The sequence below is a fragment of the Bacillus sp. z26 genome, from assembly GCF_058313635.1.
The window spans coordinates 295,629-312,114 of the sequence record NZ_JBZFQM010000002.1 but is presented as its reverse complement, the minus strand read 5'-3'; the positions used below and the strand labels follow the sequence as shown (position 1 = coordinate 312,114).

Annotated in this window: 13 protein-coding genes; all 13 read left to right on the top strand. The window is 37.1% G+C overall.

The genetic code is table 11. The annotated features are described in order from the left end of the window. The first annotated feature begins 51 nt into the window (after positions 1–51). The 13 genes from AC4G3K_RS06715 (at position 52) to ymfI (ending at position 16,470) form a co-directional block, all read left to right on the top strand. Positions 52–498, top strand: a complete 447-nt coding sequence (locus tag AC4G3K_RS06715) for a GNAT family N-acetyltransferase (protein WP_491132876.1) — start codon at positions 52–54, stop codon at positions 496–498. Between the two features lie 937 nt (positions 499–1,435). Further along, entirely contained in the window at positions 1,436–2,134 is a 699-nt protein-coding gene (locus AC4G3K_RS06710) for a ClpP family protease (protein ID WP_491077193.1), read from the top strand. Between the two features lie 13 nt (positions 2,135–2,147). Further along, positions 2,148–2,360, top strand: coding sequence for a YlzJ-like family protein (locus AC4G3K_RS06705; RefSeq protein ID WP_491076945.1), 213 nt, complete (start codon positions 2,148–2,150; stop codon positions 2,358–2,360). A gap of 106 nt (positions 2,361–2,466) precedes the next feature. After that, positions 2,467–4,794 carry a DNA translocase FtsK gene (locus tag AC4G3K_RS06700; RefSeq protein ID WP_491132875.1) on the top strand — a complete coding sequence of 776 codons (2,328 nt, stop codon included), beginning with the start codon at positions 2,467–2,469 and terminating at the stop codon, positions 4,792–4,794. A gap of 714 nt (positions 4,795–5,508) precedes the next feature. Beyond that, positions 5,509–6,588, top strand: a complete 1,080-nt coding sequence (locus AC4G3K_RS06695) for a BMP family lipoprotein (RefSeq protein ID WP_491132874.1) — start codon at positions 5,509–5,511, stop codon at positions 6,586–6,588. A gap of 482 nt (positions 6,589–7,070) precedes the next feature. After that, complete coding sequence (locus AC4G3K_RS06690; RefSeq protein ID WP_491076948.1) at positions 7,071–7,796, top strand: GntR family transcriptional regulator; 726 nt, start codon at positions 7,071–7,073, stop codon at positions 7,794–7,796. 52 nt (positions 7,797–7,848) lie between these two features. Next, a complete protein-coding gene (locus AC4G3K_RS06685) occupies positions 7,849–8,934 on the top strand; it encodes a BMP family lipoprotein (RefSeq protein ID WP_491132873.1) in 1,086 nt (361 codons plus the stop codon). Between the two features lie 184 nt (positions 8,935–9,118). Beyond that, a complete protein-coding gene (locus tag AC4G3K_RS06680) occupies positions 9,119–10,654 on the top strand; it encodes an ABC transporter ATP-binding protein (protein WP_491076950.1) in 1,536 nt (511 codons plus the stop codon). After that, entirely contained in the window at positions 10,647–11,699 is a 1,053-nt protein-coding gene (locus AC4G3K_RS06675) for an ABC transporter permease (RefSeq protein ID WP_491076951.1), read from the top strand. Before AC4G3K_RS06680 ends, AC4G3K_RS06675 begins: the two co-directional genes overlap by 8 nt. Further along, positions 11,700–12,659 (top strand): ABC transporter permease, encoded by a 960-nt coding sequence (locus AC4G3K_RS06670; RefSeq protein WP_491132872.1) that lies wholly within the window; start codon positions 11,700–11,702, stop codon positions 12,657–12,659. A 266-nt stretch (positions 12,660–12,925) separates the two neighbouring features. Further along, entirely contained in the window at positions 12,926–14,203 is a 1,278-nt protein-coding gene (gene yfmF / locus AC4G3K_RS06665) for an EF-P 5-aminopentanol modification-associated protein YfmF (protein WP_491132871.1), read from the top strand. Beyond that, the gene (gene yfmH, locus AC4G3K_RS06660; RefSeq protein WP_491132870.1) at positions 14,203–15,489 is read left to right on the top strand and encodes an EF-P 5-aminopentanol modification-associated protein YfmH; all 1,287 of its coding nucleotides are present in this window, start codon (positions 14,203–14,205) and stop codon (positions 15,487–15,489) included. Before yfmF ends, yfmH begins: the two co-directional genes overlap by 1 nt. A gap of 255 nt (positions 15,490–15,744) precedes the next feature. Next, entirely contained in the window at positions 15,745–16,470 is a 726-nt protein-coding gene (ymfI, locus tag AC4G3K_RS06655) for an elongation factor P 5-aminopentanone reductase (protein WP_491076955.1), read from the top strand. Positions 16,471–16,486 lie beyond the last annotated feature (16 nt).

The following is a 16,486-nucleotide window of genomic DNA, read 5'->3' as shown; positions in this document are numbered from 1 at the left end:
GCCAGTTAGAAGTGAACATAAGCTAAACCAAGAATAGGAGAGTGGTATAGAATGATTACATTTGAAGAAGTAGTTGAAGAGAATCTATATATTGCGAGAGAAATGATACATTCCAATTCATCTTATTTAGAAAATGGCAAAATGCCTATAGAAGAGTATGTATTAGAATACTTGTCTTCAAATAATCGTTCTTTTTTAATCAAAGTTGAGGATACCTATATTGGACTAACCTGCTATCAGGAAGAACCAGAGGAGATGCTCGTATCAATCAATTTGTTCATAATCCATGCTGATTATCAAGGATTTGGTTATGGAACCGCAGCTTATTATGAGTTGGAAGAGGCATTTAAAAATAGCGGATTCAAGAAAATCTGCTTGAATGTCTGGAGCACAGATGAGAGAATCAGACATTTTTGGGAGAGAAGCGGATTTTCATCCTTTAAGGAAAGAATGAGTAAGGGAAAAGAAATAACGTATTATGAAAAGCAATTGGTATAGTGATAAGGCGGCTTTAAACAGGGCCGCTTTTATCTATTTCAATCAGTTAAATAATTGGGTATTAATGGACGGAAATGCAGGTTAAAAAAATATCAAAAAAAATAATTGAAAGCGGTTTATTCTTTTGGAAATGGGTATTATATAAATAAGAAAGGAGGAAACAATAAAGTTTAACACTTCAGGTGACTCAATCATATAGTGTTCGTTCCGTAAAAAGGAAAGCTTAAGAAATAAGAATTTGGTTTACGTATTAAGCAAGAACGATGTATGATTTATTCCTGGAAAGCTATTTCTACAAAGATTATGGGAATCTTCAACAAAATGTGATAGTGTGTTTATGCATTAGGAATGAATTGAAAGTAACTCAAACGGGAATGAATTGAAAGACTGATTATACTGTATTGTGAATGTTGTCAGGATAAAAGTCTGAATATGCTTAACCAAAATCCTTTCGTCGGATATTTATAAGAAGGGTGGAGTTAATTGTTCGTTTTTAGCTAATGATAATCAAAAAGGCAAGGTGATGATCACATTTAGATGAGAGAGGAATTGGCTAGTTCACTCCACATAATCTTTAGAAATCGATAAACAGGTTTGAGTAACCCATAACCGAATATAGGCAGTGTGTTTTCAAAGTGTAATAGTAAAGGTGTAAAGAAACCTTTATAAAGACGGAACAAACACATTTCAGCTGATATAGTAAGCACGAATAGTACCGGAAAAAATAAATGTTAAATCAGCTGATGCATGGTTGAGTCTCCTAAGGTGTTAAACTAAACGGTTTCCTAAGAATCCTTCATAAAGGGGGATTCTTTTATTTGTTCAAATAAGATTTATCTATGATTATACTCCTGAATGGAAATTCTCCCTCTGTACATACTATTAAAAGGATGAGTGTTTTTAAGAGGGGGATTACAAATTGGATAAAAAGGTAGAGATGCCGTCTGAGGAAAAGTCTGTTGGTGACAAAACAGGGGCCGCCAGTGCGCTTGTTGATAAAATACAATCTTTAGGACAAACAATTGTACCGCAGATGCCAAAGGATTCTACGATCCATTGTTTAACGATTATTGGGCAAATTGAGGGACATGTGCAATTGCCGCCTCAAAATAAGACAACAAAGTATGAACATATTATCCCGCAACTAGTCGCGATTGAACAAAACCCTGATATTAAAGGTTTATTAGTTATCTTAAACACGGTTGGTGGTGATGTTGAGGCTGGTCTTGCAATGTCTGAGATGATAGCATCATTATCTAAACCAACTGTATCCATAGTTTTAGGGGGAGGTCATAGTATTGGGGTACCTATTGCCACAAGCTGTGATTATTCTTTTATTGCGGAAACAGCTACAATGACAATCCATCCTATCCGTTTAACGGGTTTGGTTATAGGAGTTCCGCAATCATTTGAATACTTAGATAAAATGCAGGATCGAGTTGTAAATTTTGTGGTAAAGCACTCAGATATTAGTGAAGAAACTTTTAAGGATTTAATGTTTGCGAGAGGGAACCTGGCAAGGGATATAGGGACAAATGTAGTGGGAGATGATGCTGTTAAAACAGGGTTGATTAATGAGGTGGGCGGAATTGGTGCCGCTATTGCTAAGCTAAATGAGATGATCAAAGAGCAATGAAAGGAAAACTAAGATGACTTATTATACAATCATGCCTCTTGAAACTCTTGTTAATGAAGATTTAAATCAAAATAGTCTGGAGATGTTTAAGAAAGACGGTGTTCCATTTATTGGGGAAAGATTACCTAATGGGGCAGTAAAGGTTAATCGGATTATCAGCACAGATCCCAATGATTACTTATCTGAGAACCTTGCGCCTGGTGCGGTAATTATCAACCTTGAATAGCAGTCAGTAGTCCTTATATATGCTATAATAGGGTGAACGGTGTAAAGGCAGCCAAGTCGGCTGCTTTCTTTTCGTTTTTAATTCTATATGAAATACGGGTGATCGAATGAGTAAGAAAAAAAAGAAATCTCGTTCCAGAAAAGGTGACCAAATAAAGTCGACATTGAAATATGAAATAACAGGATTGGCGATATTCGGATTTTCTGCGATTGCGATGGCAAAGCTTGGTGCTGTAGGCACTTCATTCGTGTTTCTTTCAAGGTTTTTTATGGGTGAATGGTACATTTTGCTTCTTCTTGGCTTAATGGCCTTCGGTGTGTTCTTAATGTGGAAAAGAGAGATTCCTTTCTTTTTTAAAAGACAGCTCGTCGGATTATATCTTATTATTTTAGCGATATTACTCTCTTCACATACTATCTTATTTGAACATTTGTCCTCTAATAATGGATTTATGCAACCAAGTGTAATACTAAATACCTGGGAAATCTTTTGGATGGAACTAGAGGGAACAGCCAGTACAACAGACCTTGGTGGTGGGATGATAGGTGCAATCCTTTATGCAGTCTTTCATTTTTTATTTGCAGATGCCGGTAGTAAATTTATTTCATTTTTATCGATCGTTGCAGGTTTAATTCTAATTACTGGTAAAGGATTTAGCGAACCAATCGGTAAGATAATGGGTTCAAGCGGAAAGTTTATGGCGGGTCAGTGGAAAGGATTTTTGAAAGATATCCGCGAGCCTAAGTCAGTGAAGAATAAAAAGCAAAAGGAAAAGAGCGATGGAGAATCTGTACAAACCTCCGCTAATCTAGATGTATCGGGAAAAATTATTGAAAATGAAGATACACTTGAAGAACGAATTATTTCGAATTTTGCAGATCGGGCATATTCTGACCAGGAAACCGATGAAAAGAAAAGTGATGACCAGGTATTGAAACCAGGCAATCGTACGGAAGTAATCCCTGATCCTGTACCGCATATGAATTTTACAGAAGTTGAAAATGTGGACTATAAACTTCCTAAAATCTCATTGCTGCGTTCACCTAAAAAGACAGATCAAAGTGGAGAATATGAACTAATACATACTAATGCAGAGAAATTAGAGAGTACTTTTAAAAGTTTCGGAGTTAAAGCTAGGGTGACTCAAGTTCATTTGGGACCTGCTGTAACTAAGTATGAGGTACACCCTGATGTAGGTGTAAAGGTTAGTAAAATTGTTTCGTTATCAGATGATTTGGCACTTGCATTAGCTGCCAAAGATATACGGATTGAGGCCCCAATTCCAGGTAAATCAGCAATTGGGATAGAAGTTCCAAATTCAGAGGTGGCCATAGTTTCTTTAAGAGAAGTGCTTGAAGTACAGCCATCCGAAAAAAGCGGTTCAAAATTATTAATTGCTTTAGGACGAGATATATCTGGTGAAGCTGTTTCAGCTGAACTAAACAAAATGCCTCATTTACTCGTAGCAGGAGCAACAGGAAGCGGGAAAAGTGTTTGCATTAACGGAATTATAACAAGTGTATTGATGAGAGCAAAGCCGCATGAAGTGAAAATGATGATGATTGATCCAAAAATGGTGGAGTTAAATGTTTATAATGGAATCCCTCATTTATTGGCACCTGTCGTTACCGATCCGAAAAAAGCTGCTCAGGCATTAAAGAAAGTCGTTATGGAAATGGAAAGACGTTATGAGTTATTTTCTCATTCTGGAACCAGGAATATTGAGGGTTACAATGACTTAGTAACGAGACAAAATTTAGAAGAAGGCGAGAAAAATCCATTATTGCCATACATTATAGTGATTGTGGATGAACTGGCTGACTTAATGATGGTAGCTTCCAGTGAAGTGGAAGATGCCATTACAAGACTTGCGCAAATGGCAAGGGCTGCAGGTATACATTTAATTATTGCAACTCAGCGGCCATCTGTAGACGTTATTACAGGAGTTATAAAAGCTAATATTCCTTCCCGGATTGCTTTTAGTGTCTCCTCCCAAATTGATTCAAGAACCATATTGGATATGGGTGGGGCAGAAAAGCTTCTTGGTCGCGGAGATATGTTGTTCCTTCCTGTAGGTGCATCAAAACCTGTACGGGTCCAAGGTGCCTTTTTATCAGATCAGGAGGTTGAAGATGTAGTAAACTTTGTGATAACTCAACAAAAAGCCCAATATCAAGAAAATATGATACCGGATGAAGTATCAGAAACTGTGAGTGTATCAACGGATGAATTATATGATGAAGCCGTCAGATTAATTGCGGAAATGCAAACAGCTTCTGTTTCGATGCTGCAAAGACGGTTCAGAATTGGATATACAAGGGCTGCCCGTTTGATTGATGAGATGGAAGCTCAGGGCGTTGTCGGGCCGTATGAAGGAAGTAAACCAAGGAATGTATTAGTCCCTAAAGATTATGATCAGGCTATGAATTCGTAAATGGAGCAGCTTAATGCTGCTCCATTTTTTTACTTAATTTAGTTGTAAAGGATCCAAACTATTAGCACTGTAATCAATATTTCGTGTATTTGGTAAGCATACGGATGTAATTGGTATTTAAGCTGAATTGTAAAATAATAAGTAGGCGGTTATCTCAACCAAGGATAAGGAAGAACTAAATAATTATAGGTAATAAAGGTATATATTATTTTAATATAATATATATTAAAATAATAATAATATTTACCTGAAAAAAAGTCTGTTATTTCTGATATATGATGGTTTATATATATTTTTTTAAAGTTTAATTCTTATGGGAAATGATGCGATTAATTATATTAGAATATCTATTTATTTTTACACAAATCCATGTTAAATTATGATTGGTCAGGGAATCGTATGTAGAATTGCTTTTGAATAGTTCGCTTAGATATCAGAGCAAATACTTGTACAAGGTCAGATCATACAATTACAGTTGCCAAGGTACTTATATTACTGAAATATTGAAATACATATGCAGCAACGGATTTCATGTTGATATAAGGTCATGATTTATACTCGTTACCCTGCGAATTGGCAATGTGTAAATTTTATGATAACAAGGGTTGATATAACTAATGAGATCTTATTCAAGCAGATTATTCTGCGTAAAAGGAAGTAAAGAAGCTCATACTATATGGAGCACTGACTAAATATTTTTTAGGAGGCATTATGTTGAAAAAAAGTAAATTTGGATTAGCTTTGTCTCTTTTATTAGCTGCAGGAACAATTCTTGGTGCCTGTGGAAACAAAGAGGAAAGCAATGATGGTGGTTCGAACAAGGATAATTTCACCGTGGCGATGGTTAGTGATACAGGTGGGATAGATGACAAATCATTCAATCAATCTGCATGGGAAGGATTGCAAGCTTTCGGTAAAAAGAACGGTTTGGAAAAAGGAAAAGACGGTTATAACTACTTGCAATCTGAATCTGATGCAGATTATACAACAAACTTGAACCAATTAGTACGCCAAAACTTTAACTTAATATATGGTATTGGTTTTACGATGGAGGAAGCAATCAAAGAGGCAGCAGAGCAAAATCCTGATTCACAATTTGCTATCGTTGACGCAGTAGTTGATGCTGATAACGTCGCAAGTATTACATTTAAAGAGCATGAAGGTTCATTCTTGGTAGGTGTTATTGCCGGGATGCAAACAAAGTCCAACAAAATTGGTTTTGTAGGTGGAGTGGAGAACCCGCTAATTCAAAAATTTGAAAAAGGTTTTATTGCCGGTGTTAAAACAGTAAATCCAGATGCTGAAGTACAAGTAAAATACACAGGAAGTTTCAGTGATGCGTCACTTGGCAAAGCAACTGCAGCAGCAATGTATAAATCGGGCATTGATGTCATTTACCATGCAGCAGGAAATGGTGGTAAAGGAGTCTTTACCGAAGCGAAAAACATCAAGAAAAACAATCCAGATAAAGAGATATGGGTGATTGGTGTAGATAAAGATCAAGCAGCTGAAGGTGAAATTAGCGGAACAGACACGAATGTCACACTAACTTCAATGATTAAGCGTGTTGACTTGGCTGTTCAGGAAATTTCAAAACGTGCAATGGATGGTGACTTCCCTAAAGGTGAAACCGTTGAATTTGGACTTGAAGCTAACGGAGTAGATATCGCACCGACTACCGATAACTTATCTGACGATATCATCAAGACTGTCAATGACTACAAAGTGAAAATTAAGAATGGTGAAATAAAAGTACCGTCTACTCAAAAAGAACTAGATGTATTCTTTAAATAAGATAAAGGGATAAGGACCTAGATCCTTATCCCTTTATCTTTTGAAGAAGAAAATCTTTTTATGGTAAGATCCAAAATGTCGAAAGATTATGTACCTCAGTATGTAATAACATATGGCGATTCTAGTCTGGAATATTCTTTGGAAAGTACCGGGATGAGCAAATAGAGAATGACTATATGTGTATATCATTATTTTATTTTCCAAAACACGCTAAATGCAAATCACCTTAAATTTATACTTTAACAGAATATTTATAATATATAAACATTAATTGTAGGAAAAAAGACTTATTTGTTGAAAAAACCAGATTTGACGCGGGATTTAGCATATCGTTATGGAAAAAATCGGATAAAAGACCGCTTACAAAAAATGATAATTTTGTGAATAGCTATTTATTTCTTTGTGAATACATGATAAATTATGAGTGGTTAGTAGATAACAACAATAGAATGAGAATTAGAAGTTCTTTGGGGGAAAAGAGTATGTCTATCAGACAAGACAACCGGCAATTATATCTGCAAGTAATCGACAAGATTAGACAGGACATAAGAAACGGTGTCTATAAAGAGCATGAAAAATTGCCCTCTGAGTCTGTATGGGCCAAATTACTCGGTGTGAGCAGAGCGACATTAAGAGAAGCACTCAGAATTCTGGAAGAAGATAATTTGATTACACGCAGGCATGGGGTAGGTACTTTTGTGAATTCCACTCCTGTATTCTCTTCAGGAATTGAACAATTAAAGAGTGTAACAGACATGATCCGCGAGGCTAACATGAAACCGGGAACAATTTTTTTAAACTCATTCATAGAGCATGCAACGGAAGAAGATATGCGAAGGTTTGACTGTCAAGTTGAGGATCAGTTTTCAGTAATCGAGCGAGTCAGAACTGCTAATGGAGAACCTGTCGTTTATTGTCTGGACAAGATACCCGTTCGTGTGTTACCGGATCCGTCTCTTTACCAAGAAGAATCATTACTTCATGTCTTGGAAAAAAATGCGGGTATACAAATTACATACGCTGTGGCAGATATTGAACCACATGGATATCACGAGAAGATTTCTCCTATTTTAAATTGCAAATCAGACACTGCTCTGCTTTTACTTAAACAAACTCACTATGATAGTAAAGACAAACCATATCTTTACTCGGCCAACTTCTTTAAAGCGGATACATTCCGCTTTCATATTTTGCGTAAAAGAATATAATTCATGCGCAAAAAAGAAACCTACTGCCAAAAAACTATAGGGGGTTAAGGCCTTGAAGAAACGCAAATTAGGTTTGGCATTGTCACTTGTTATGGCTGCGGGCACAATCATGGGGGCTTGCGGAAACAAAGAAGAGACGAAAAGCGGCGGTGAAGGTAACAAGGACAATTTCACAATTGCTATGGTAACGGATACAGGCGGGGTTGATGACAAATCCTTTAACCAATCCGCTTGGGTAGGTATACAACAATTTGGCAAAGATAACAACCTTGAAAAAGGTAAAAATGGTTACGATTACCTTCAGTCCAAATCTGATGCTGATTACACGACTAACTTAAATCAACTGGCACGACAAAAATTTGACCTTATTTATGGGGTAGGTTTCTTACTATCTGATTCTATTACAGAAGTTGCCGAGCAAAATCCTAAGAGTAAATTCGCGTTAATTGACGCTGTTGTAGAAGGTGATAATGTCGCAAGTATCACATTTAAAGAGCATGAAGGATCATTCTTGGTAGGTGTAGTGGCCGCGATGCAAACTAAATCCAATAAAATAGGATTTATTGGCGGAGTCGAAAGTGAACTTATTAAAAAGTTTGAGACCGGATTTATTGCCGGTGTTAAATCAGTAAAACCTGATGCAGATGTTCAGGTTAAATATGCTGGTGATTTTAATAAAGCTGATATTGGTAAAGCAACTGCACAAGCAATGTATAAATCAGGCATAGATATTATCTATCATGCTGCCGGCGGTACAGGTAAAGGTGTATTTACTGAAGCAGTTAACATTACGAAAAGTGATCCAAACAAAGAAATTTGGGTTATTGGGGTTGACTCTGACCAAGCTGCCTTAGGTGATGTACCGGGTACAGATAAAAACATTACGTTAACTTCCATGATTAAACGAGTTGATTTGGCTGTTCAGGAAGTATCCACTCTTGCAAAAGACGGAAAATTCCCTGGTGGCGAAAATGTTGAATTTGGTTTAGAAAATGATGCGGTAGATATTGCACCTTCAAAAGAAAACTTGTCAGAAGAAATTCTAACAAAAGTTGCAGAATACAAAGAAAAAATCAAGAGTGGAGAGATTGCAGTACCATCTACTCGTGAAGATCTAAAAACATTCTTAAAAAAATAAGCAACTCTTATGTAAGGGATGAGAATAACATTTCTTATCCCTTACAATTTACCTAGGCCTATGTCAGTCTGACATCAGACCTCTAAGCAATATGGTAAAGGAAAGGTTGCACAATAAGATTGGCAACTTTTCTTTTGTCATCTTACTTATGATATGAATTTTCTCTGGAAAAGGAGTGAAAACTGTGGACTACGTTATTGAGATGTTGCACATCCGTAAAGAGTTCCCGGGCATCGTAGCGAATGATGATATCACCTTACAATTAAAAAAAGGTGAGATTCATGCGTTGTTGGGGGAAAATGGTGCAGGGAAATCCACGTTAATGAATGTTTTGTTCGGTCTTTACCAGCCAGAACAAGGAGAAATCCGTGTAAATGGTAAGGAAGTAAAAATTACAAGCCCAAATATTGCAAATGACTTGGGTATAGGAATGGTGCACCAGCATTTCATGCTTGTTGATACGTTCACAGTAACCGAAAACATTATCCTTGGTAAAGAGCCTACCAAAGGTGGAACAATTGATTTAAAAGAGGCTGAGCAGGAAGTTAGACAGTTATCAGAGAGGTATGGTCTGAGTATTGATCCTGACGCTAAGATTTCTGATATTTCAGTTGGTATGCAACAGAGGGTTGAAATACTTAAAACTCTCTACCGTGGAGCTGATATTCTTATTTTTGATGAACCAACTGCCGTATTAACACCACAGGAAATTAAGGAGTTAATACAAATCATGCAGAACCTGATTACGGAAGGTAAATCCATCATTCTGATTACACACAAATTAAAAGAAATTATGGAAGTTTGTGACCGTTGTACAGTTATACGTAAAGGAAAAGGAATTGGTACCGTAAATGTCAGTGAAACAAATCCAAATGAATTGGCCAGTCTGATGGTAGGCCGTGAAGTCATTTTTACAACTGTTAAACAGGATGCAGAGCCAGGTAAAGATGTATTAAATATACATGATTTGGTTGTTAAAGACTCACGTGGTGTTGAAGCAATTCGTAATCTTAACCTATCAGTTCGTGCGGGTGAAATTTTAGGAATTGCCGGTGTAGATGGAAATGGACAAACCGAGTTAATTGAAGCAATTACCGGCCTAAAAAAACCAGAATCCGGAATAATATCCATAAATGGTGCTGAAATACAAAGAAAAAGCCCTAGGAAAATCACGGAAACCGGAATTGGCCATATCCCTCAGGATCGCCATAAATATGGCCTTGTACTGGATTATTCAATTGGTGAAAATATGGTTTTGCAAACCTATTATCAGCAACCGTTTTCAAAATGGGGAGTCTTAAATTATAAGAATATCTTTAATAAAGCTCGTAAACTAATTGAAGAGTTCGATGTACGAACTCCAAGTGAGTATACTCCTGCCAGAGCTTTATCTGGAGGGAACCAGCAGAAAGCCATTATTGCCCGTGAAATAGATCGTAATCCTGATTTACTAATTGCTGCCCAGCCAACTAGGGGCCTTGATGTAGGGGCTATTGAGTTCATTCACAGGCGTTTGATTGAGCAACGAGATCAGGGGAAAGCTGTATTGCTCATATCATTTGAGCTGGATGAAATTTTAAATGTAAGTGACCGTATTGCCGTTATATATGAGGGTTCTATTGTTGCAATTGTTGATCCTAAGAAAACGACAGAACAGGAACTGGGATTATTAATGGCAGGAAGTAAGGTTAAGGAAGCGGGGAATGAGGCTAATGTATAAAAAATTATCGAATTTATTAATCCCTGTTATAGCTGTCTTGCTTGGTTTAATCGCGGGTGCTATCGTGATGTGGGCCAGTGGTTATGATCCGATAGCCGGTTATGGAGCTTTATGGAATGGTATTTTTATGGATTCCTATGCAATAGGTGAGACGATCCGTCAGGTTACTCCTTATATATTGGCAGGTTTAGCGGTTGCCTTTGCGTTTAGGACAGGACTTTTTAATATAGGTGTTGAAGGCCAGTTTCTAATGGGATGGTTAGGTGCTGTTTGGATTGGTACACTTTTCACTGATTTACCTAAAATGATCCATTTGCCGCTTGCTGTACTTGTTGCTGCGATAGCAGGAGCTTTGTGGGCATTCATTCCTGGTCTATTAAAAGCTAAATTCAGAGTCCATGAAGTTATTACAACGATTATGATGAACTATATTTCCTTACATGTTGTCAATTATATCATCTCTTACGTTTTAACAGATAATATGGACAAAACAGAAAAGATTGCGCCATCTGCATCTTTCCGTTCTGACATTTTAGCAGAATTGACGTTTAACTCCAGATTGCACTGGGGCTTTGCGGTTGCGATAGCAGGAGCAATCATCATGTGGTTTTTATTGGAGAGAACAACAAGAGGTTACGAATTAAAAGCTGTTGGTTTCAACCAGCATGCCTCTAAATATGCAGGTATCAGTGTTGATCGAAATATTGTATATGCCATGTTGATTTCCGGGGCTTTTGCTGGACTTGCCGGAGCCATGGAGGGGCTTGGAACCTTCGAGTATATTGGTGTAAAAGGTGCACATACTGGGGTAGGTTTTGACGGAATTGCGGTTGCATTACTCGGTGCCAATACAGCAATCGGTGTTGTGCTTGCTGCTTTCTTATTCGGTGGATTGAAATATGGTTCATTGAATATGCCAATGGAAACTGGAATACCGACTGAAATTATTGATGTAGTTATCGCACTAATTATATTTTTTGTAGCGTCCAGTTATGTTATTCGACTCATGCTGAGAAAGTTTAGCAAGAAAAAGGGGGTGGAATAAGTGAGTTTCTTAGAGATACTAGCTATACTTGTTCCATCTACACTTGTATACGCCTCTCCACTTATTTTGACTGCCCTCGGTGGTGTGTTTTCTGAGCGTTCTGGTGTAGTAAATATTGGATTGGAAGGTTTAATGGTAGTTGGTGCCTTTACAAGCATCGTGTTCAACTTATCATTTGCGGATACGTTTGGTGGATGGACTCCTTGGATTTCATTAGTTGTGGCTATGGTAGTTGGCGGAATCTTTTCACTATTGCACGCAGTAGCATCAATAACCTTCCGGGCTGACCAAACAGTCAGTGGTGTAGCCATTAACATGCTGGCGCTTGGGGCTTGTATGTTTATTGTAAAATTAGTTTATGGTAAGGGACAAACAGAAAAAATTTCTGAACCATTTTACAGTGTAGAAATTCCAGTACTAAGTGATATACCTGTGCTTGGTAAGATTCTATTCTCAGATTTACATTATACATCTATCCTGGCTATCATCATTGCGGTGATATGCTGGTATGTAATCTTTAAAACACCATTTGGTCTGCGTCTGCGATCAGTTGGTGAACATCCAATGGCCGCTGACACAATGGGTATTAATGTAAACAGAATGCGCTATATTGGGGTTGTTTTAAGTGGTATTTTGGGAGCGTTAGGTGGAGCTATTTATGCTTCGACCATTGCTTTAGATTTTACTCATGCGACAATATCAGGACAAGGATTCATGGCACTAGCTGCTATGATTTTTGGAAAATGGCATCCAATCGGCGCAATGGGCGCGGCATTATTCTTTGGATTTGCACAGTGTTTAAGTATTGTAAGCTCAATGCTTCCATTCTTTAGTGACATACCAAATGTCTATATGTTGATTTTGCCATACGTATTAACAATATTGGCCTTAACAGGATTTATTGGACGTGCCGATGCACCAAAAGCATCCGGAACACCATATATCAAAGGAAAACGCTAAAAGACAAATTTATCGAGTTATTTATAAAAGACAAGGGCTGGTTTGAGCGGCTCTTGTCTTTTTTATCGGATAAGAAAAATGGTCTCTGTACCGTGTATATGTTTCTTCATATAAATAAAAAAAAGATGGGATTAGGATCAGGGGCAGTTCCTTGATTTACCTTCCATTTAACCTGTATATTCAAACTAAAGGTTTAAAATAAATCCTTGAGACGAACAATATGGATATGAATCTGCATAACATTGAGTAAAGGGAGGTCAACATTTATGGCAGTTATTGATGAGATTAAAATTAAACAAGCAGGTGTAACCATTCATTTTATACCAACGAAGAAATTTAAAACCACCACGCTTGTTTGGAAGATGAAAGCACCTTTAAAAGAAGAAACTGTTACATATAGAGCTTTATTACCTAATGTGCTCCAAAGTAACACGGCCGCTTATCCCACATCGACAGCTTTCAGGTCCCATCTTGATCAATTGTATGGAGCGAGTCTTTTTACGGATGTTAGTAAAAAAGGTGAATATCATATCATGAGTTTCCAAATGGAAATGGTAAATGAACGTTTTTTATCTAAACCTGAGCCCCTATTGGAGCAATCATTTAAGCTCTTACATGATGTTTTGATTAACCCCAACGTACTGGGGAATGCTTTTGATTCGGACACAGTTACAAAGGAAAAGCGTGCATTGAAACAAAGACTTCAAGCTGTATATGATGATAAGATGCGTTATTCTTCTTTACGCTTAACTCAGGAAATGTGTCTCGAAGAAAATTATCGTTTAGAAGCGAACGGGATATTAGATGCAGTAGATGAAATTACTCCTGAAAGTTTATACCAATATTATATTAACGTATTTGAAGAAGATGAACTTGATCTCTATGTGATTGGCGATTTGGATGAAGAAAGAGTTGCTCAACTATCTGCCCAATATTTTCAGTTTGCAGAGAGAAGGCCGGAACGTGTTGTGCATAGTAAGCATAACATCCATGAAGTGAAAGAATTAAAAGAAATACAGGATATCAAACAGGGGAAGTTAAATATTGGCTTTCGAACAAATATTACGTACGGTGACCCCGATTATTTTGCTCTGCAAATGTTTAATGGGATTTTTGGTGGATTCTCACACTCCAAGCTTTTCATAAATGTTCGTGAAAAAGCAAGCCTGGCTTATTATGCAGCTTCACGACTTGAAAGCCATAAGGGTCTTTTAATGGTTATGTCCGGTATAGATAATGCAAATTATGACCAGGCGATAACAATCATAAAAGAACAAATGGAAGCTATGAAAAAGGGAGAATTTACGGATCAGGAAATAGACCAAACAAAAGCGATTATTAAAAATCAATTGCTGGAAACCATTGATACCTCCCGCGGTTTAACAGAAGTTCTTTATCATAATGTGGTTGCCGATATTCAGACGACTTTGGATGAATGGTTGTCAGAGATAGATAAGGTGACAAAGGAAGAAATCATAGCTTGCGGAGGCAAAGTTCAAATGGATACCATTTACTTTTTAAGCGGAAATGAGGTGACAGAATAATGGAGAAACTACTATTTGATCAACTTCAGGAAGAATTATATTTTGAAAAAATGGATAATGGGCTGTCTGTTTATATCCTTCCAAAAAAAGGATTCAATAAGACGTATGCTACATTTACAACAAAGTATGGATCAATTGATAATTATTTTAAAGAACCTGGGGCGGAAGTATATTCAAGAGTTCCGGATGGGATTGCCCATTTCCTCGAACATAAATTGTTCGAAAAAGAAGATGGCGATGTATTTCAACAATTCAGTAAGCAAGGAGCAGCGGCTAATGCTTTTACTTCTTTTACACGTACAGCGTACCTTTTTTCCAGTACAACTGATGTACAGAAAAATTTAGAAACACTGATTGATTTTGTACAGGAACCCTATTTCTCGGATAAGAGTGTCGAGAAGGAAAAGGGAATCATTGGGCAGGAAATCACCATGTATGATGATAATGCTGATTGGAGATTATATTTTGGTATCATCGAAAATTTATATCATAATCATCCTGTGAAAATTGATATTGCAGGTACGGTGGAGTCTATCGCAGGGATAACAAAAGAACTGCTTTACCAATGCTACAATGCATTTTATCATCCAAGCAACATGCTCTTATTTATTACAGGACCTGAGGATCCAGAATTAATTATGAAGCAGGTACGTGATAATCAAGCTAAGAAAGATTTCGATAACCGTGGAGATATAAGCCGTAAATTTGAAGAGGAACCTATTGGAGTAGCAATAAAAAAACGTACAATTAATATGCATGTCCAGACGCCTAAGTGTGTGGTTGGATTAAAAGCTAGTAATCCAACTCTGCAAGGCCTTGATTTACTAAAACAAGAGTTGTCCATCAATCTTTTTCTTGATATGACCTTTGGAAAAAGCTCCGATTACTACGAGAAGCTTTATACGAAAGGGTTAATTGACCATTCATTCTTCTATGATTATACGCAGGAATATGGATTTGGATTTGGAATGGTTGGCAGTGATACGGATGAGCCGGATCTATTAGAGGAGGAATTAAAAAATATTCTTTTTGCCGCCCGTGATGGAGAGATTGTAACTGAGGATAAGCTGAATTCTGTTCGCAAAAAAAAGATTGGTGCATTTCTGAGATCTTTAAATTCACCAGAATCAATTGCTAATCAATTTACTCGCTATGCGTTTAATGATATGAAGTTATTTGATGTCGTTACCGTTTTAGAATCTTTGACATTTGAGGAAGTAAATAAAACGGTACAAGAATTAATAAATGAAGACAGGATGTCAGTGTTTCAAATTCTTCCATCTTGATTGACGAGAGCCGAACCTTAATGGTGTTGGCTCTTTTCTTCTTTCTGTTTAGTCAAATCTCCTGAAAAAACACAAACGGACAGAGGAGGTGGAATTGTATTTTTACTAGAGTTGACTTTTATATGATTTGATTTTTAAGATGATAACATCTCTATGAAACAAATAACTATTTTTATTTGATGGTTTTCCTTTTGAAGAACAACCTTTATAATGAAAAGTATTGTAAGTGTTATTTTGAGCAAGGGGTTTTTAATCATGAATGGAAAATATGCACTGATTACAGGAGCGAGTGGTGGAATCGGCCGGGCAATTGCATTGCGTTTGGCATCAGAGGGTTGGAACTTATATCTCCATTATTACCGTAATGATAAGGGTATCACTTCACTGCTGGAAGAATTAAAGCTATTTCCAATCCATACAAAAGTGATTCAAGCTGATTTAAGTAAAGACGGCGGCCATCAAGATATTATTAACGAAATTGATGAAATTGATGCCATTATTTTAAACAGTGGAGACAGTCACTTTGGCTTAATTACAGATATAAGCGATGAACGTGCCAAACAGATGGTTACTTTGCATAGTACATCCCCCTTTCTAATAACAAAGGGGCTTGTTCAGAAGCTAATAAATAAAAAAGAAGGAAATATCATTGCCATAACGTCTATTTGGGGAGAAGTAGGGGCTTCATGCGAAGTTCTGTATTCAATGGTAAAGGGTGGACAAAATTCTTTTGTCAAAGCACTCGCAAAAGAACTTGCACCTTCGGGAATCAGAGTGAATGCGATATCGCCAGGGGCAATTGCTACCGCCATGCTTGAAAGATTTGAATCTGAAGAGCTAAAAGAATTGGAAGAAGAAATACCAATGGGACGTTTAGGATTACCAAAAGAAATCTCGGGAGTTGTCTCATTTATCCTTTCAGAAGACTCCAGTTATATAACTGGTCAGATTATTAGCGTGAATGGTGGTTGGAACACATAAGTATTTGGTAATACGT

Bases quoted from the DNA above. Each gene is read 5' to 3' on its own strand.
- AC4G3K_RS06715 (WP_491132876.1), top strand. From the start codon at position 52: ATGATTACATTTGAAGAAGTAGTTGAAGAGAATCTATATATTGCGAGA.
- AC4G3K_RS06710 (WP_491077193.1), top strand. From the start codon at position 1,436: ATGCCGTCTGAGGAAAAGTCTGTTGGTGACAAAACAGGGGCCGCCAGT.
- AC4G3K_RS06705 (WP_491076945.1), top strand. From the start codon at position 2,148: ATGACTTATTATACAATCATGCCTCTTGAAACTCTTGTTAATGAAGAT.
- AC4G3K_RS06700 (WP_491132875.1), top strand. From the start codon at position 2,467: ATGAGTAAGAAAAAAAAGAAATCTCGTTCCAGAAAAGGTGACCAAATA.
- AC4G3K_RS06690 (WP_491076948.1), top strand. From the start codon at position 7,071: ATGTCTATCAGACAAGACAACCGGCAATTATATCTGCAAGTAATCGAC.
- AC4G3K_RS06675 (WP_491076951.1), top strand. From the start codon at position 10,647: ATGTATAAAAAATTATCGAATTTATTAATCCCTGTTATAGCTGTCTTG.
- yfmF (WP_491132871.1), top strand. From the start codon at position 12,926: ATGGCAGTTATTGATGAGATTAAAATTAAACAAGCAGGTGTAACCATT.
- yfmH (WP_491132870.1), top strand. From the start codon at position 14,203: ATGGAGAAACTACTATTTGATCAACTTCAGGAAGAATTATATTTTGAA.
- ymfI (WP_491076955.1), top strand. From the start codon at position 15,745: ATGAATGGAAAATATGCACTGATTACAGGAGCGAGTGGTGGAATCGGC.